Source organism: Comamonas guangdongensis (assembly GCF_041079535.1).
GTDB lineage: Bacteria > Pseudomonadota > Gammaproteobacteria > Burkholderiales > Burkholderiaceae_C > Comamonas > Comamonas guangdongensis.
Genome location: NZ_JBFYGN010000001.1, coordinates 73,854 through 91,159, shown reverse-complemented (window position 1 = coordinate 91,159; position 17,306 = coordinate 73,854). Strand labels below are relative to the sequence as shown.

General features: G+C 63.5%; 19 protein-coding genes. 2 read left to right on the top strand and 17 right to left on the bottom strand.

The features are described from left to right. Positions 1-69 precede the first annotated feature (69 nt). The 14 genes from lepB to AB6724_RS00300 all read right to left on the bottom strand — a co-directional run bounded on the left by lepB (position 70) and on the right by AB6724_RS00300 (position 13,679). A complete protein-coding gene (gene lepB, locus AB6724_RS00365) occupies positions 70-1,047 on the bottom strand; it encodes a signal peptidase I (RefSeq protein ID WP_369336516.1) in 978 nt (325 codons plus the stop codon). Continuing rightward, a complete protein-coding gene (gene lepA, locus AB6724_RS00360; RefSeq protein WP_369336515.1) occupies positions 1,047-2,855 on the bottom strand; it encodes a translation elongation factor 4 in 1,809 nt (602 codons plus the stop codon). Before lepA ends, lepB begins: the two co-directional genes overlap by 1 nt. Positions 2,856-3,283: 428 nt before the next feature. Next, entirely contained in the window at positions 3,284-4,780 is a 1,497-nt protein-coding gene (locus AB6724_RS00355; protein ID WP_369336514.1) for a DegQ family serine endoprotease, read from the bottom strand. A gap of 241 nt (positions 4,781-5,021) precedes the next feature. Beyond that, the gene (locus tag AB6724_RS00350) at positions 5,022-5,780 is read right to left on the bottom strand and encodes a sigma-E factor negative regulatory protein (RefSeq protein WP_369336513.1); all 759 of its coding nucleotides are present in this window, start codon (positions 5,778-5,780) and stop codon (positions 5,022-5,024) included. Between the two features lie 20 nt (positions 5,781-5,800). Beyond that, the gene (gene rpoE, locus AB6724_RS00345; RefSeq protein ID WP_369336512.1) at positions 5,801-6,430 is read right to left on the bottom strand and encodes an RNA polymerase sigma factor RpoE; all 630 of its coding nucleotides are present in this window, start codon (positions 6,428-6,430) and stop codon (positions 5,801-5,803) included. Between the two features lie 37 nt (positions 6,431-6,467). After that, the gene (locus AB6724_RS00340; RefSeq protein WP_369336511.1) at positions 6,468-6,950 is read right to left on the bottom strand and encodes a hypothetical protein; all 483 of its coding nucleotides are present in this window, start codon (positions 6,948-6,950) and stop codon (positions 6,468-6,470) included. A gap of 115 nt (positions 6,951-7,065) precedes the next feature. Next, on the bottom strand, positions 7,066-8,310 hold the full coding sequence (gene fabF / locus AB6724_RS00335) for a beta-ketoacyl-ACP synthase II (RefSeq protein WP_369336510.1): 1,245 nt from the start codon (positions 8,308-8,310) through the stop codon (positions 7,066-7,068). 37 nt (positions 8,311-8,347) lie between these two features. Further along, the gene (gene acpP, locus AB6724_RS00330; protein ID WP_003058049.1) at positions 8,348-8,587 is read right to left on the bottom strand and encodes an acyl carrier protein; all 240 of its coding nucleotides are present in this window, start codon (positions 8,585-8,587) and stop codon (positions 8,348-8,350) included. A gap of 159 nt (positions 8,588-8,746) precedes the next feature. Next, the gene (gene fabG, locus AB6724_RS00325) at positions 8,747-9,490 is read right to left on the bottom strand and encodes a 3-oxoacyl-ACP reductase FabG (protein WP_369336509.1); all 744 of its coding nucleotides are present in this window, start codon (positions 9,488-9,490) and stop codon (positions 8,747-8,749) included. Then, a complete protein-coding gene (gene fabD / locus AB6724_RS00320; RefSeq protein WP_369336508.1) occupies positions 9,487-10,431 on the bottom strand; it encodes an ACP S-malonyltransferase in 945 nt (314 codons plus the stop codon). Before fabD ends, fabG begins: the two co-directional genes overlap by 4 nt. A gap of 51 nt (positions 10,432-10,482) precedes the next feature. Beyond that, positions 10,483-11,463: a beta-ketoacyl-ACP synthase III gene (locus AB6724_RS00315; protein ID WP_369336507.1), complete on the bottom strand. Its 981-nt coding sequence runs from the start codon at positions 11,461-11,463 to the stop codon at positions 10,483-10,485. A gap of 8 nt (positions 11,464-11,471) precedes the next feature. Further along, positions 11,472-12,512 (bottom strand): phosphate acyltransferase PlsX, encoded by a 1,041-nt coding sequence (gene plsX / locus AB6724_RS00310; protein ID WP_369336506.1) that lies wholly within the window; start codon positions 12,510-12,512, stop codon positions 11,472-11,474. 197 nt (positions 12,513-12,709) lie between these two features. Beyond that, positions 12,710-12,892, bottom strand: a complete 183-nt coding sequence (gene rpmF, locus AB6724_RS00305; protein WP_012207072.1) for a 50S ribosomal protein L32 — start codon at positions 12,890-12,892, stop codon at positions 12,710-12,712. A 232-nt stretch (positions 12,893-13,124) separates the two neighbouring features. Continuing rightward, positions 13,125-13,679 carry a YceD family protein gene (locus AB6724_RS00300; RefSeq protein ID WP_369336505.1) on the bottom strand — a complete coding sequence of 185 codons (555 nt, stop codon included), beginning with the start codon at positions 13,677-13,679 and terminating at the stop codon, positions 13,125-13,127. A gap of 25 nt (positions 13,680-13,704) precedes the next feature. Here AB6724_RS00300 and AB6724_RS00295 point away from each other — a divergent pair, with 25 nt between their 5' ends. Both AB6724_RS00295 and AB6724_RS00290 read left to right on the top strand, forming a co-directional pair. Beyond that, positions 13,705-14,313, top strand: a complete 609-nt coding sequence (locus tag AB6724_RS00295; RefSeq protein ID WP_369336504.1) for a Maf family nucleotide pyrophosphatase — start codon at positions 13,705-13,707, stop codon at positions 14,311-14,313. Then, a complete protein-coding gene (locus AB6724_RS00290) occupies positions 14,310-15,098 on the top strand; it encodes an SAM-dependent methyltransferase (RefSeq protein ID WP_369336503.1) in 789 nt (262 codons plus the stop codon). Before AB6724_RS00295 ends, AB6724_RS00290 begins: the two co-directional genes overlap by 4 nt. Positions 15,099-15,199: 101 nt before the next feature. Here AB6724_RS00290 and AB6724_RS00285 read toward each other — a convergent pair whose 3' ends face one another. Genes AB6724_RS00285 through AB6724_RS00275 form a run of 3 tightly spaced genes read right to left on the bottom strand, consistent with a single transcriptional unit; the run spans position 15,200 to position 17,304 of the window. Next, on the bottom strand, positions 15,200-16,246 hold the full coding sequence (locus tag AB6724_RS00285) for a S49 family peptidase (protein ID WP_369336502.1): 1,047 nt from the start codon (positions 16,244-16,246) through the stop codon (positions 15,200-15,202). A gap of 1 nt (position 16,247) precedes the next feature. Further along, a complete protein-coding gene (locus tag AB6724_RS00280; RefSeq protein ID WP_369336501.1) occupies positions 16,248-16,613 on the bottom strand; it encodes a Rieske (2Fe-2S) protein in 366 nt (121 codons plus the stop codon). Positions 16,614-16,620: 7 nt separating this feature from the next. Beyond that, positions 16,621-17,304 (bottom strand): HAD family hydrolase, encoded by a 684-nt coding sequence (locus AB6724_RS00275; protein WP_369336500.1) that lies wholly within the window; start codon positions 17,302-17,304, stop codon positions 16,621-16,623. Positions 17,305-17,306: the final 2 nt, after the last annotated feature.

Below are 17,306 nucleotides of genomic sequence, written 5' to 3'. Positions count from 1 at the left end.
TTCTCCTCTCGAGGCGGGCATGTTCCTGCCCGCGCTTCCCTGAAAACCTGAAACCGGGGATGGCCGCTCTTAGTGGAAGCTGCCGATGCGTCCCAGATCGCCGAAGTTCATCCAGACAAAAAAGGCCTTGCCGACGATGTTCTGGTCGGGCACAAAGCCCCAGTAGCGCGAATCCAGCGAGTTGTCCCGGTTGTCGCCCATCATGAAGTAATGGCCTTCGGGCACCTTGCAGGTCACGCCCTCCACGCTGTAGCGGCAGTTCTCCTTGAACTCGAAGTTGCTCGCGCCCTGGATGAAGGCCGGCGCATCGTTGTTGACGATGATGCGGTGCGGCTTCTCGCCCAGGGTCTCGTCGAACTGCTTGAAGTAGCGCATCACGTCGCGGTCCAGGAAGTCCGGCAGCTCGCTCACGGGCAGTTCCTGGCCGTTGACGGTCAGGCGCTTGTTGAGATAGGCGATCTCGTCGCCGGGCACGCCCACCACGCGCTTGATGTAGTCCAGGCTGGGCTGGGGCGGGTAGCGGAACACCATCACGTCGCCGCGCTGGGGCTTGTTGCCTTCGGTGATCTTCTTGTTGATCACCGGCAGGCGTATGCCGTAGGTGAACTTGTTCACGAGGATCAGGTCGCCGACCAGCAGCGTGGGAATCATCGAGCCCGAAGGAATCTTGAACGGCTCGAACAGAAAGGAGCGCAGCACGAACACGATGGCGATCACCGGGAACAGCCCCGCGGTCCAGTCCAGCCACCAGGGCTGCATCAGGATGCGCTCGCGCGCATCCGCCGAGACCTCGATATCGGTCTTGGCGATGCCCATGCGGTCCAGTTCGGCGCGGCGCTCCACCGCGGCCTGCTCCACGGCGGCGGCCGCAGCCCTGCGCTGGGGCAGGAAGTAAAAGCGCTCGGCAAGCCAGTACAGGCCGGTCACCACGGTCGCCAGAAACAGCAGCAGCGCGAAGTTGCCTTCGATGGCCCCCGTGTACCAGGCGCCCACATAACCAACAAAGGCCGCCAGGATGACGGCCGTGATCCATTGCATGACTTGCATCAATCCTCCACTTGCAGAATGGCCAGAAACGCCTCCTGCGGCACTTCCACCGAACCGATCTGCTTCATACGCTTCTTGCCGGCCTTCTGCTTTTCGAGCAGCTTGCGCTTGCGCGTGATGTCGCCGCCGTAGCACTTGGCCAGCACGTTCTTGCGCATGGCCTTGACGGTTTCACGCGCGATGATGTTGGCGCCGATGGCGGCCTGGATCGCCACGTCGAACATCTGGCGGCTGATGATCTCGCGCATCTTGGCCACCACGGCGCGGCCGCGGTAGACCGACTGCGAACGGTGGACGATGATGGACAACGCATCCACCTTGTCGCCGTTGAGCAGGATGTCGACCTTCACCACATCGGAGGCGCGGTATTCCTTGAACTCGTAGTCCATGGACGCATAGCCGCGCGAGACGCTCTTGAGCTTGTCGAAGAAGTCCAGCACGATTTCGCCCAGCGGCATCTCATAGGTCAGCATGACCTGGCGGCCGTGGTACTGCATATTCATCTGCACGCCGCGCTTCTGGTTGGCCAGCGTCATCACCGGACCCACGTATTCCTGGGGCATGTACAGGTGCACGGTCACAATGGGCTCGCGGATCTCCTGGATGCGGCCGACATCGGGCATCTTGGAGGGGTTCTCCACGTCGATCAGCTCGCCGTCGCCCTTGATCACCTGGTAGACCACGCTGGGCGCCGTGGTGATCAGATCCTGGTCGAATTCGCGCTCCAGACGCTCCTGCACGATTTCCATGTGCAGCAGACCCAGGAAGCCACAGCGGAAGCCAAAGCCCAGAGCCTGCGAGACTTCGGGCTCGAACTGCAGCGCCGCGTCGTTGAGCTGCAGCTTTTCCAGCGCATCACGCAGCTGGTCGTATTCAGAGGCTTCGGTGGGATACAGACCCGCAAACACCTGGGGCTTGACTTCCTTGAAACCCGGCAGAGGCTTCTCGGCCGGGCCCAGGTTGTTGGGCAGCTTTTTTTCCAGCGTGATGGTGTCACCCACCTTGGCGGCCTTGAGCTCCTTGATGCCGGCAATGATGTAGCCCACCTCACCGGCCCTGAGCACGTCGCGCGGCGAGTTGGCAGGGGTGAACACGCCGATGCTGTTGGCTTCATAGGCAGCGCCGCTGGCCATCATCTTGAAGCGCTCGTTCTTCTTGAGCTCGCCATCCACCACGCGCACCAGCATCACGACGCCCACATAGGGGTCGAACCAGCTGTCCACAATCATGGCGCGCAGTGGTCCGTTCGGATTGCCCTTGGGGGCAGGCACCTTGGCCACGATGGCTTCGAGGATCTCGTCAATGCCCATGCCGGTCTTGGCCGAGCAGGGAATGGCGTCGCTGGCGTCAATACCGATCACGTCCTCGATCTCGGCCTTGGCGTTCTCGGGATCGGCCTGGGGCAGGTCCATCTTGTTGAGGACGGCGAATACCTCCACACCCAGATCCAGCGCGGTGTAGCAGTTGGCCACGGTCTGGGCTTCCACGCCCTGAGAGGCATCGACCACCAGCAGGCCGCCTTCGCAGGCCGACAGTGAACGCGAGACTTCGTACGAGAAGTCCACATGGCCCGGGGTATCGATCAGGTTCAGGTTGTAGATCTGGCCGTCCTTGGCCTTGTACTGCAGCGCAGCGGTCTGCGCCTTGATGGTGATGCCGCGCTCTTTCTCGATATCCATCGAGTCCAGCACCTGGGCTTCCATGTCGCGCTCGGCGAGGCCACCGCAGCGCTGGATCAGGCGGTCTGCGAGCGTGGACTTGCCATGGTCAATGTGCGCAATGATGGAGAAATTACGGATGTGATTCATCAACGAGAAAGACGACTTGGAATTGAAAAAACAGTGGCTAGGACAGGCAAGAAAAAAGGGCGCGTCCCTCAGCGGCGCGCCCTTAACCAACAATCTCTGGCAACTGCGATAGTTGGGACTTCATTGTAGGCAAAACTGGCCGCAAACCAAGACCCAGCAAGGCTTGACAAGTTTCGGTTTGTGCTTTTTGATTTCATTTATCAACAGTTTATTCACAAACCTGAAACCGCCGTTTGCCCATCAGCAGCCGGAGATTGCAAGGGCTTTTGCACCGCTTGAAAACCGCTCCTCAGCGCAGCTTTTTTGCGTCCAACCACCATGCATTTGCGTTGGATTCTACCCAATGGCATAGGGGCACTGGCGGGGCAGGGCTTGCAGCCATTCCAGATCATGAAATGGATGCCGCCGCTGCCGTGTTTGCAGCCCGCTTACTTGGCGGGACGGATCAGCACATACTGAGCCCAGTCGCCGCGGCGCACCAGCACATTGACGGGCTTGCTCTTGTCGGCCTTGGCCCAGGCGGCCTCGAAGCTCTTGAGATCGCCGACCTCGGCATTGGCCAGCTGCAGGATCACGTCGCCTTCGCGCAGGCCGGCACGGGCTGCAGCATCCACAGCCGACATCACGCGCACGCCGCCCTTGACCGCCAGTTCCTTCTTCTGGGCCGCCGTCAGCTCGCCCAGGGTCAGGCCCAGGGGCTTGTTCTCGAGCGAGCCCTGGGAGGGCTTGCCGCCGCTGCCGCCGGTCTTGACCTTGACAGCCTCGTCGGCCGGCACCTCGGCGATCACCAGGTTCAGATCCTTGAGCTTGCCGCGGCGCAGCACGGTCAGCGTGCTCTTGGTGCCGGGCTTGGTATTGCCCACCAGGCGCGGCAGATCGGAAACCTTCTCGATGGCCTTGCCGTCGAACTTGGTGATCACGTCGCCGGCCTCGACCCCCGCCTTGGCGGCCGGCGAATCGGGCTCGATCGCCGAGACCAGGGCGCCCTCGGGCTTGCCCAAGCCTATGGATTCAGCGACCTCCTTGGTCACCGGGCCGATCTGCACGCCGATGCGGCCGCGCGTGACCTTGCCCGAGGCGCGCAGCTGATCGCTGACGCGCGCGGCCTCGTCGATAGGAATGGCAAAGGAAATGCCCATGAAGCCGCCCGAACGCGAGTAGATCTGGCTGTTGATGCCCACCACCTCGCCGCGCATATTGATCAGCGGGCCGCCCGAATTGCCGGGGTTGATGGCCACATCGGTCTGGATGAAGGGCAGATAGTCGCCGGTGTCGCGCTGCTTGGCCGAGACAATGCCGGCCGTCACCGAGTTCTCGAGGCCGAACGGAGAGCCTATGGCCATCACCCATTCGCCGACGCGCAGCTTGCTCACATCGCCTATCTTCACGGCGGGCAGATTCTTGGCATCGATCTTGACCACGGCCACATCGGTGCGCTTGTCGCTGCCCACGATCTTGGCCTTGAACTCGCGCTTGTCGGTCAGCGTGACGACGACCTCGTCGGCGCCTTCCACCACATGGGCATTGGTCATCACATAGCCGTCGGCCGTGAGCACAAAGCCCGAGCCCACGCCGCGTGGTTGCTCCTCCTCGGACTGCCCCCCCTTGGGCGAGCGCTGGCGCGGCACATTGGGCACGGGCAGGCCGAAGCGGCGGAAGAACTCCAGCATGTCTTCATCCATGCCCAGCGAATCGGCTGCATTGTTGGAAACTTTCTCCAGCGTGCGGATATTGACCACCGACGGGCCGACCTGATCGACCAGATCCGTGAAGTCCGGCAGGCCACGTGTCGCGGCCGCGCTCTGGGCATGGGCGGTGGAAGCCGGCAGCAGGGCCGTGCCGGTCAAGGCGGCCGCAGCCATGGCGCTGGCCAGGGCAGTGGCAGAGACACGGGATTTGAGCGTCATCCAGGCAGCTGTGCGCATCGTTGTGGTTTCCTTGTTCGAGTCGTCTGACGGTCCAGGGCCTGCGGTTCAGGCGCTGCAATAAAGAAAAGCCGCAAAGCCTTCATTCTGGCAAAGCCGGGGCCAGACCGAAAGAGCCAGGCGCGGCAAGCCGGAGAGGCCGGCTGCGAACTATGGGGTGAGAAAACAATATTCTGGGGCCGGAGACAGCGAAATCAATAGCTGGCTACGCAGCCTGCAACCGGGTTTGAGGGCCAGAGCATCAATGCCTTGTGGCCGTGGCGAAGCTGGCATTGCGCAAAAAACTGGCCGGCATCTGCAGATTGGGCACGCTGCTGTACTGCGGGTGTGCGGCCAGCAGTTCGTCCAGGCGGGGATCGCGCAGCATCATCGTCTGCCCGTTGGGGCCGGAGACCGCCACCACGGTGGACGACTGAGCTTCAGCCCCCAGCGGCATCGCGACCTCCTGCGTGACGGAGGCCTCGGATGCGGGAGCTACAGCCACCACGGCCTGGGGACTGAGAGCGGCCAGCTGGGTGCCGCCCTGACGACCCGACAGGCCGCCCGCGCCGCCCAGCATCACCCCCCAGCCCACAGCGGCCACGGCGGCCACCGAGGCAAAGCCGGCCGCCATCTTCCAGCGGAAGACCGAGGCATTCGCAGCCTGGCGTGCGGGCAGGCCCGGCACCGAGCCCTTGGCCCGCTCCTCTGCACCCGCAGCGATCTGCTCCAGCCCGCCGCCTGCCAGCGCGTCGGAGGCTTCCGCCGTGACCCCGGGCAGATGAATACCCAGCACCGGCTCGCGCTCCATATGGGCACGCACGCCGCCGAGGATGTCGTGCTGGCTATGGTGGGCCAGTTCGGGCGAGCGCAGCACATCGCCGATCAAGTGGTACATGCGCCAGGACTGCTGGCCTTCATCGCTTTCCGCAAAGGAAAGCACGGCCTGCATATGCTGCGCCGCAGCCTCCCCATCCACCAGGGCCGACAGCTGTTCGCGCTTGATCAGTTCGTCATTCATGAAGTTCACCTGCTCCTGTCCTACCAACGCTTACCACTCTGACGCTCCAGCAGGGGCTTGACCCTGGCCGAAATCGCCTCGCGGGCCCGAAAAATGCGCGAGCGCACCGTGCCGATGGGGCAATCCATGGCCTGCGAGATTTCCTCGTAGCTCAGGCCCTCGATCTCGCGCAGCGTCACCGCCTGGCGCAGATCCTCGGGCAAGGCTTCCATGGCTGCGCTGACGGCTTCGGCGATTTCCTGGGCCGCGAGCACGGTTTCCGGGGTTTCCTGGGTGGTTAGTTCCTGTGCCAGGCCAGAAGTTTCATCCTCGTCGCCACCGGCATTCAGCGCGCTCTCGCTAATCACCGGTGAGCGGCGCATTTCCATCAAGGCTTTTTTGGCGGTATTGACGGCGATGCGGTACAGCCAGGTATAGAACTGCGCCTCGCCGCGAAACTGGTGCAAGGCCTTGTAGGCACGGATAAAGGTTTCCTGGGTGATGTCCTGCACCAGGTCCACATCGCGCACCATGCGCCCCACCAGTCTCTCGATGCGACGCTGGTATTTGATGACCAGCAGCTCGAAAGCCCGGGTATCACCTGCATTGGCACGTTCGACCAGGGCCAGATCGCTGTCTGCGGAGGGGGTGGGAAAATCGGGTGGTGTCATGAAAAGCCAAGCGGCGTGCCGCCATAACCGGCGGGCGTCAGCCCTGCTCTGCCAGCGGCACAATCGATGAATATACCGCACGCCGCAAGTCTCCCCATTGCGCAGGGCTGTGGTTTCGAGCTACGAAAATCCATAGCACCCGACGCCTGCCAGTCCTTGGCCTTGCAGCAGAAACATCCAAAAGCTGCAACCAGAGCCAGCTACCGCCGTCCAGCCCCATGCGCAGGTGCACGGACGTCGCCGTGGCGGACATGTGCAGCGGCGCCTCCACCTGCCAGCCCCCTCCATCCCAGAGCAGCCTGCCCTGCGGCCAGACTCGCCACTGCCGCCACAACAACCAGGCGGCGGCCAGCGAGGCCGAAACCGCCGCCGCGGCCTGCGCCCAGCCGGCCCACGCTTGTGCGCACCACAGCAGCATGACCGACAGCAGGGCCAGCCACAGCAACAACAAGCCGCCCGCGGCCCAGCCTGGCCGCTCGAACGCATAGGCCACAGCGGGAGCGTGATAGCGTGCACTCATAGCCTGACAGTGTGCAAACCTCACCGGGCCGGGCAGCTAGGGAAAGCACTGCCACCAGAAAGCACAAAGCCCGCAAGGCCAGGCCTGTGCGGGCTTGAGCAGCGGTCGGTTCGGCTTAGACGCGCTTGAAGACCAGCGTACCGTTGGTGCCGCCAAAGCCGAAGTTGTTCTTCACGGCTACCTCGAGCTTGGCATCACGCGCGGTATTCGCGCAGTAGTCCAGGTCGCACTCGGGGTCCTGGTTGAGCAGGTTGATGGTCGGCGGAATCTTCTGGTCGTGCAGCGCCATCACGGTGAACACGCTCTCGATGCCACCGGCGCCACCCAGCAGGTGGCCGGTCATGGACTTGGTCGAGCTGACCACCAGCTTCTTGGCGTGCTCGCCCATGGCGGCCTTGATGGCGTTGGACTCGTTGGCATCGCCCAGCGGGGTCGAGGTGCCGTGCGCATTCAGGTAATTGACCTGATCCTGGTTCACACCGGCGTTGCGCAGAGCATTGAGCATGGCGCGACGGGGGCCGTCCATGTTGGGAGCCGTCATATGACCGGCATCGGCGCTCATGCCGAAGCCTGCAAGCTCCGCGTAAATCTTGGCACCACGGGCCTTGGCATGTTCGTACTCCTCGAGCACCATCACGCCGGCACCTTCGCCGAGCACAAAGCCGTCACGGTCCTTGTCCCAGGGGCGCGAGGCTGCCTTGGGGTCGTCGTTGCGCGTGGAAAGCGCACGCATGGCAGCAAAGCCGCCCACACCCAGGGGAGATACGGTGGCTTCCGTACCACCGGCGACGACGATGTCGGCATCGCCATATTCGATCATGCGTCCCGCTTCGCCGATGCAGTGCAGACCTGTGGTGCAGGCGGTCACGATCGACAGATTCGGCCCCTTGAAGCCAAAGCGCATGGACACATGCCCTGCCACCATGTTGATGATGGAAGCAGGCACGAAGAACGGCGTGATGCGGCGCGGACCGCGGGCAGCCAGTTCTGCGTGGGTGTTCTCGATCAGCGGCAGGCCGCCAATACCCGAGCCGATCACGCAGGCGATGCGTGTGGCTAGGTCTTCGGACAGGGCTTCGCCTGTGGGCAGGCCTGCGTCCAGAACGGCTTGCTCCGCAGCCGCAATGCCGTAATGAATGAAGCTATCCATGGAGCGCGCATCCTTGGCGCTCATGTACTTCTCCACATCAAATCCCTTGACCTCACCCGCAATCTTGCAGGAGAAGTTCGACGCATCGAACTTGGTGATGAGGTCAATACCGGACTGGCCGGCCAAAAGATTGGCCCAGGCTTCGCCCACCGTGTTGCCCACGGGGGAAATGCAACCCAGGCCGGTCACGACAACGCGACGACGGCTCATGCGTTCAAACCTTTAACTGATCGCTGAAAAAAAGACCTTAGGCCTTTTGATGGGTGTTGGCGTAGTCGATGGCGTTTTGCACCGTCGTGATCTTCTCTGCGTCTTCGTCAGGAATCTCGATGCCGAATTCATCTTCCAGGGCCATCACCAGTTCCACTGTGTCCAGGGAGTCAGCGCCCAGGTCGGCCACGAAGGCCTTTTCGTTGGTCACTTGGGACTCTTCAACGCCGAGTTGTTCAGCAATGATTTTTTTGACACGTGCTTCGATATCGCTCATGGTTTCCCTCAGGGGGTTGTGAATGAACCCGCGATTCTAGCCGTTTCGGGCAAAGTCCCTTGGCGGCTGGCCGTCGCGAGGAAACGGCCACTGAACTTGCAAAAATGTTCAGCTTCTGGCAGCAAGTGCGACAAACGCCGCCCCAACTGTCGAAATTTTTTACATGTACATGCCGCCGTTGACGTGCAGTTCCTGGCCCGTCACATAGCCTGCACCGACAGATGCCAGATAGGCCACGGCGTGCGCGATGTCGCTGGGCTGGCCCAGGTCGCCCATGGCGATCTGCGCCTTGAGCGCGGCCTTCTGCGCCTCTGGCAGATCGGCCGTCATATCGGTGGCGATAAAGCCCGGGGCCACGCAGTTCACGGTGATGCCGCGGCTGCCCAGCTCCTTGGCCAAGGCACGCGTCATGCCGGCCACGCCGGCCTTGGCGGCCGCGTAGTTGGCCTGACCCGCATTGCCCGAGGCGCCGACCACGCTGGTGATGCTGATGATGCGGCCGAAACGCTGCTTCATCATGGGGCGAATAGCCGCACGGCTGACTCGGAAAACGGCCTTCAGATTGGTGTCCTGCACCGCATCCCAGTCGTCGTCCTTCATGCGCATGGCCAGGGTGTCGCGGGTGATGCCGGCGTTGTTGACCAGCACATGCAGGCCGCCGTCGTTCTTGACGATGGAGTCGATCAACGCCTCCACGGCTGCGCCGTCGGTCACGTTGAGCGTGACGCCGCGGCCGCCGAAGGCGGACAGCGCCTGGGAAATTTTCTCGGCGCCCGCATCGGAGGTGGCGGTACCGATCACTTGATAGCCACGCGAGGCCAGCTCCTGTGCAATGGCAGCGCCGATGCCACGGGTGGCACCGGTCACCAGGGCAATCTGAGGCTTGGTCTGGTTATCAGTCATGCGAGCAATTCTTTCACGTCAGCGAGAGTCGCTGTGTCATACAGGGGCGCACCCGTCAGGTCCGCGTCAATACGCTTGGTCATACCGGCCAGCACCTTGCCGGGGCCGCATTCGACCAGATGGCTCACGCCGCGGGCCTTGATGGCCTGCACGCATTCCACCCAGCGCACGGGGCCGAAGGCCTGACGATACAGGGCGTCGCGAATGGCGGCGGCGTCCGTTTGGACGGCGACATCGATGTTGTTGATGACGGGGATCAGGGGCGCGGCCAGCGTCAGCTCCGCCAGCGCGGCCTTGAGCTTCTCGGCCGCGGGCTTCATCAGGCTGGAGTGGAAAGGCGCGGACACGGGCAGGGGCAGAGCGCGCTTGGCACCTGCGGCCTTCACGGCTTCGCAGGCCTTTTCCACGGCCAGCTTGCTGCCGGCAATCACGGTCTGGCCCGGGTCGTTGAAATTGACGGCCTCCACAACCTCGGCACCGCCGAGCTGGGCCGTCACTTCGGCGCAGACGGCCTTGACCTTTTCCGCATCCAGAGCCAGCACCGCGGCCATGCCGCCCGTGCCCACGGGCACGGCGTCCTGCATGGCGGCGGCGCGCAGGCGAACCAGGGGCGCGGCCTGGGCCAGCGTCAGCACGCCGGAGGCCACCAGGGCCGAATACTCACCCAGCGAGTGGCCGGCCACCGCATCGGGCAGCGCACCGCCCTCGGCCTGCCAGACGCGCCAGGCAGCCACACCGGCCACCAGCATCACGGGCTGGGTATTGGTGGTCAGCGCCAGCGCTTCCTTGGGGCCTTGCTTGATCAGCAGGCCCAGGTCCTCGCCCAGGGCTTCCGAGGCTTCGGCCACGGTCTGAGCGACCACGGGGTGATCGCCCCAGCCGTCCAGCATGCCCACGGATTGCGAACCCTGGCCGGGAAATACAAATGCGAACTTCTTCATATTTCTTAGTATAGAAAATACTTGAAACGCCTGCATAGCAAGCGCTTACAGCTACATCTTGAGGAGCACCGCACCCCAGGTGAAACCGCCGCCCACGCCTTCGAGCAGAACGGTCTGGCCGGGCTTGACCTGGCCCGAGCGTACGCCATGGTCCAGCGCCAGCGGAATCGATGCCGCCGAGGTATTGCCGTGCTGGTCGACGGTGACCACCACCTTGTCCATGGACAGCTTGAGCTTGCGTGCCGTGCTCTGCATGATGCGGATATTGGCCTGGTGCGGGATCAGCCAGTCCACGTCCGACTCCTGCAGACCCGCTTTTTCCAGCGCCGCGCGAGCCGCCTTGTCCAGCACGCCCACGGCCAGCTTGAACACGGCCTGGCCGTCCATCTTCAGCAGCGGATCGCCCAGCACATTGCCACCCGAGACATTGCCCGGCACACAGAGAATGCCCACATGGCTGCCGTCGGCGTGCAACTCGGCCGACAGAATGCCCGGCTTCTCCGAAGCCTCCAGCACCACGGCGCCGGCGCCATCGCCGAACAGCACGCAGGTCGTGCGGTCGTTGAAATCCAGAATGCGGCTGAACACCTCGGATCCCACCACCAGCGCGCGCTTGGCCGCGCCGGTCTGGATCATAGAGTCCGCCACCGTCAGCGCATAGACAAAGCCGCTGCAAACGGCCTGCACGTCGAAGGCCGGGCAGCCATTCGAGATGCCCAGCTTGTGCTGCAGGATGGCTGCGGTCGAAGGGAAGACCATGTCCGGCGTGGACGTGGCGACGATGATCAGGTCGATGTCCTGCGCCGCGATGCCCGCGGCCTCGATGGCCTTGCGGCTGGCTTCCAGCGCCAGATCGCTGCTGGCCACATCGGGAGCCGCAAAATGACGCGCGCGGATGCCGGTGCGCTCGACGATCCACTCGTCCGAGGTTTCGATGCCGCGCTGAGCCAGTTCTGCAGCCAGGTCATTATTGGTCAGGCGACGGGGCGGCAGATAGCTGCCGGTGCCGATGATGCGTGCGTAGCGTCTCATGTCTTCTATCAGGGCGCCGCCGTGCCTTGCTCCGCCTGCGCCGCCAGCAACAAAGGTGCGGCGGCGGCAATACGGCTACGGACACGGTCAAGCAGGTTGTTGCGTGCCGCATCATACGCGCGGTTGAGCGCATGCTCGAAAGCCATTGCATCCGCCGAACCATGGCTTTTGAAAACCAGGCCGCGCAGGCCGAGCAGCGCCGCGCCGTTGTAACGGCGGTGATCCACGCGCTTCATCAGCGCAGATAGCACCGGATAGGCAATGATGGCCGCAACTTTGGTGAAGATATTGCGTTTGAATTCTTCCTTGAGAATGCCCGAAATCATCGACGCCACGCCTTCGGTGGTCTTGAGCGCCACATTCCCGACAAAACCGTCGCAGACCACGATGTCCACCACGCCCTTGAAGGTGTCGTTGCCTTCCACATTGCCGTAGAAATTGAGGTTGCCGGCCTCTCCCGCGGCGCGCAGCAGCTCGCCCGCACGCTTGATGACCTCGCTACCCTTGATCAGCTCTTCGCCGATATTGAGCAGACCCACGCTGGGCGCTTCCGCGTTCTTGAGCGCCGAAACCAGGGCCGAACCCATGACCGCGAACTGCAGCAGATGCTCCGCCGTGCAGTCCACATTGGCGCCCAGGTCCAGCATGGTGGTGTCGCTGCCCTTGGCATTGGGCAGACCGAAAGCGATGGCGGGACGGTCAATGCCCTCGAGCGTCTTGAGCAGATAGCGCGAAATCGCCATCAGCGCCCCGGTGTTGCCCGCAGAGACGGCGGCCTGGGCCGCGCCATCCTTGACCTGCTGCACCGCCACGCGCATGGACGAATCCTTTTTCTTGCGCAAAGCCACTTCCACCGGGTCATCCATGCTCACCACCTCGGTGGCGGCCACCAGCGTGGCACGTTCATGCTGGAAATTTGCCAACTCTTCGGCCCTGCCCACCAGCAGCAGCCGGGCATCGGGGTGAGAGTTCAGAAACTGACGGCACGCAGCCAGCGTGACGCGGGGGCCGTGGTCGCCCCCCATGCAGTCAACAGCCAAAGTGATCATGGGCGACTGACAAGTCCATGCGGACCTGGGTTAAGGGTTGAACGGCCTAGAGACCGCAACAGGAGTTATCTGCAAAACCCGCCCGGGCATTGTGCGGCAAGACCGCAGCCGGACTGATTTTGCAGATATCTCTTCATAAACACAAAGGCCCGCGCTACAAATAATGTAGCAACGGGCCTTGCGAGAACAGTCGTCGCTTAGGCTTCGGACTTGTTCTTCAGCACTTGGCGGCCGCGGTACACGCCGTTGGGGCTGATGTGGTGGCGCAGATGGGTCTCACCGGTGGTGGGCTCCACAGCGATGCCGGGCACATTCAGTGCGTTGTGCGAACGGTGCATGCCGCGCTTGGAGGGAGACTTCTTGTTTTGCTGAACAGCCATGATGGCTCCTGTGTATCTTGAAAGGGTTGGTAACACGACCCACGCATAAAGGTCAGGCAAAAACTTTTGCCTTAGCGACGCACCATAGATGCATCCTTGTTTGCGTAAGTCCTAAAAAAACGCGATCAGCCCATTAAAGACACGAGGGGGATTCGCGCGAAGCTCATGATTATAGCGCAAACGCTTTTCATGACCTAGGCTGTCTCAAATCCCCATCGCATCGCTGGAGTGATCAGTCGGCAGACTTGCCCACATTGAGGGACTGCAGCACGGCAAAAGGATTCTCCTTCTGCTCGTTGGCCTGCTCGAAATCGGCGTCGCTGGATTCGAGCTTGACCGGCACCGGGCAGGTCTCATGGCGCGGCACCACAGGCACCTCCATCAGCAGCTCGTCCTCGATCAGCTCCAGCAGGTCGAACTCGCGGCTCAGCGCCAGCACGTCCTCCTCGCTGTCGTCATCTTCCAGTTCCGCCGTCGCCTCGTCGCTCACGAAGCGGAATGACCGGTCCACAAAAAGGGGAATACGCGCCGCCGTCAGGCAGCGCTGGCAGGTCATGGGCAGCTCCACCTCGGCCGTCACATGCAGCCACACATGGCCGTTGCCGCCGGTCTGGGTCACCAGTTCGCCCTCGGCCTCCCAGCGCACCAGGGGCGGTTCGCCTTCGACGACCAGCGCATCCGCGGCCAGACGTTTGAAGTCCGACAATGGGGCCTGGCCTTGCAAATGACCGGCGGCCTGGGCGAAAGCACGCACATCCAGCCGGGTCGCAGAAAAATCCTTGCTCATGCAGCCAGTGTAAGAGAATCCCGCCATGCCCGACTCCTTGATTGCCGGACGCCTTGAGCGCCCATTGATCCTCGGCTCCACCTCCCGCTATCGCCGTGAGCTGCTCAGCCGCCTGCAACTGCCGTTCGAAACCGTCTCGCCCGAAGTGGACGAAACCCCTCTGAACGGCGAAACCCCGTACGATCTGAGCCTGCGCCTGGCGCGCGCCAAGGCCCGGGCCGTGGCCCGGCTGCACCCCAGCGCCCTCGTCATCGGCTCCGACCAGGTTCCCGAACTCGACGGCCAGCCGCTGTCCAAGCCCGGCACGCACGAGCGCGCCACAGAACAGCTGCGCCTGATGAGCGGGCGCCAGATGAATTTCCACACCGGCGTCTGCGTGAGCTGCGCCGAAACCGGCTTTACCGACGCCGGCGTGGTCACCGTGCAGGTACGTTTTCGCACGCTGAACGACGCCGAGATCGAGCGCTATCTGCGCGCCGAGCAGCCTTATGACTGCGCGGGCTCGGCCAAGAGCGAGGGCCTGGGCATCGCGCTGCTGGACGCCATCGTGAGCGACGACCCCACGGCGCTGATAGGCCTGCCGCTGATCCGCACCTGCCAGCTGCTGCGCGCCGCCGGAGTGGTGCTGCCATGAGTTCCGCCACCAACCACCAGGTCGGCACCCTGTATCTGGTCCCGGCCCCGCTGGATTTCGGCTGCGAAAGCCAGACCGCGCTGACCGAGGTGCTGCCCGAGGGCACGCTGCGCCGCGCCGCGGGGATCACCCACTGGATCAGCGAGAACGCCAAGACCGCGCGCGCCTATCTCAAGCGCATAGATGCGCTGTTTCCACTGGCCGCTGCGCTGCAGGCCCAGAACATTGCCGAGCTGCCGCGCGAAGCCCATAAAAAAGGCGATCACGGCAACAAGGGCAGCGCCATGTTCGACCCCAAGCCGCTGCTGGCTCCGGCTCTGGCAGGCCAGGACATGGGACTGATCAGCGAGGCCGGCATGCCCGCCGTGGCCGACCCCGGCAGTTCCATCGTGCGCGCCGCCCATGACCTGGGCATACGCGTCGTCCCCCTGGTCGGCCCCGTGTCGCTGCTGCTGGGCCTGGCCGCCAGCGGCCTCAATGGCCAGAACTTTGCTTTTGTCGGCTATGTGCCCCAGGATGGCGCCGAGCGCACGGCCCGCATCAAGGAGCTGGAGGGACTGGCCCTGCGCCACGGCCAGACCCAGCAGTTCATCGAGACCCCCTACCGCAACGCCGCGCTGTGGCAGGCGCTGCTGCAGACGCTGCAGCCCAATACGCGGCTGGCCCTGGCCAGCGGGCTGACGCTGGAGACGGCTCGCATCGAAAGCCACCTGGTGCGCGAATGGCGCCAGCGCAACGCGCCGCCGGACAACCGCACACCCGTGGTGTTCTCCATCGGCCGCTAGAGCACATGAAAAAAAGCCCGCTGCAAGTACAGCGGGCTTTTGCTTCAACGATAGCTGGCAGCGCCTGCCCTACCCGGGCTTGAGGCGCTTGTACGCCAGAATCAGTGAATCGTCGGCAGCATGCCGCGCATGGCCTGGACCGAGCCCGAACCTATGGCCGCACCGAACTTCTTGGCCAGACGCTCGGCCACATTGTCGCGACGGGTGTAGTCAATGACCTCCTCGGCCTTGACCACTTCACGCGCCACATAGTCCAGGCTGCCCAGCTTGTCGGCCAGGCCCATTTCCACGGCCTGCTCGCCGGTCCAGAACAGGCCGCTGAAGATTTCCGGCGTCTCGTGCAGACGCTCGCCACGCCCCTTCTTCACCGCGCCAATGAACTGCTCATGGATCTGGTCAAGCATCTGCTGCGCATACTGATGCTGCTTCTCGGACATGGGGCTGAAAGGATCGAGAAAACCCTTGTTCTCGCCGGCGGTCAGCAGGCGGCGTTCCACGCCCAGCTTGTTCATGGTGCCGGTGAAGCCAAAGCCGTCCATGAGCACGCCGATGCTGCCCACGATGCTGGCCTTGTCCACAAAGATCTCGTCGGCCGCCGCCGCGATGTAGTAAGCCGCCGAAGCGCAGCTTTCTTCCACCACCGCATACAGAGGCTTGTTGTACTTGGCCTTGAGCCGGGTCATCTCGTCATTGATGATGCCGGCCTGCACCGGGCTGCCGCCAGGCGAGTTGATCAGCAGCACCACGGCGCGCGAGCCCGAGTCCTCGAAAGCGCTGCGCATGGCGGCCACCACGAACTCGGCACTGGCGTCCGCTCCCGAGGCGATCTCGCCCTTGATCTCCACCACGGCCGTATGCGGAGCGGAGCTGGTCTTGGTGGCAGTGTCCTTGAAGAACACCAGCCACAATGCCAGCAGCACCACCACCGACCACAGCAGGCGGCCATAGAAGCGCCAGCGGCGTGCGGCACGCTGCTCCTTGATAGAGGCGAACACCAGCTTCTCCAGCACGTCGCGCTCCCAGCCGGCGGTCGGAGCACTGGCGGCAGCCGGCGCCGCGGGAGCAGCAGAAGCCTTGGACCACAGGTCCGCACCCGGCGTCACAGGAGGCTGGGAGTCATTGTTCTCGGGAGGAATTGGGGAACTCATGTCAAAACTCGACTGGTTTCAGTTGTGGTCCAGTATGCCAGCGCACCACGCCGTTGCCCTCACTTAGTGCAATTTTCACCAAACCGCCACGGCAGGGGCCGCCGGCACAGGCTCCGCTGTCAGGTTCGTAGGCGGCTCCGTGGGTAGAACACAACAGCCAGCGCCCCGAATCATCGAAAAACTGAGCTTCCCTGTAGTCCATTTCCATGGGCACATGGCTGCAACGGTTCAGATAGGCATGAACCCGCCCCTCATAGCGGATCGCAAATGCCCGGCTGGGCTGCCCGCCATAGAGCACATCGAAGGCGACCGCAGGGCCGCCGTCGACCAGATCGGCACTGGAGCACAGCTCCACGCTTTCGTTCATACCGTCCTCAGGCATTGGCCTGCAGCCACTGATGCAGCTGAAGCGCCGAATCCGCCACGAACAGGGGCTGGAACTGCCCAAAATCGTCGGGCGCATGGGCGCCGTACGAAACGCCCACGCAGGCGCAGCCCGCATTCACCGCCATCTGCAGATCGTGCGTGGTGTCGCCGATCATCAGCGTGCGCTCGGGCTCCACACCGAACTCGGCCATCAACTCCTGCAGCATCAGCGGGCTGGGCTTGCCGGCGGTTTCATCGGCCGTGCGCGAACCATCGAACAGGCCTTTGAGCTGCGGATCCTGCAGCGCGTGGTTGAGCCCCATGCGGCTCTTGCCCGTGGCCACGGCCAGCCAGTGGCCGCGGCGGCGCAGGTCCGCCAGCAGGGGCAGCATGCCATCGAACACGCAGATGTCGTCCTGATGCTTGAAGAAGTGATAGCGGTAGCGATTGGCCAGCTCCGCATACTTCTCGGCGGGCACATCGGGCGCGGCCCTGGCCAGGGCCGGCATCAGCGCCATGCCTATCACATAGGCGGCCTGCTCGTCGCTGGGCACGGTGCCGCCCACATCGCGCACGGCCTCCTGAATGCTGCGACCGATGATGGCCGTGGAGTCCGCCACCGTCCCGTCCCAGTCGAAAGCGATCAAATCAAAGCTGCGTGGGCGCTGTGCGCTATTGTTTTCGGTAGTCATAA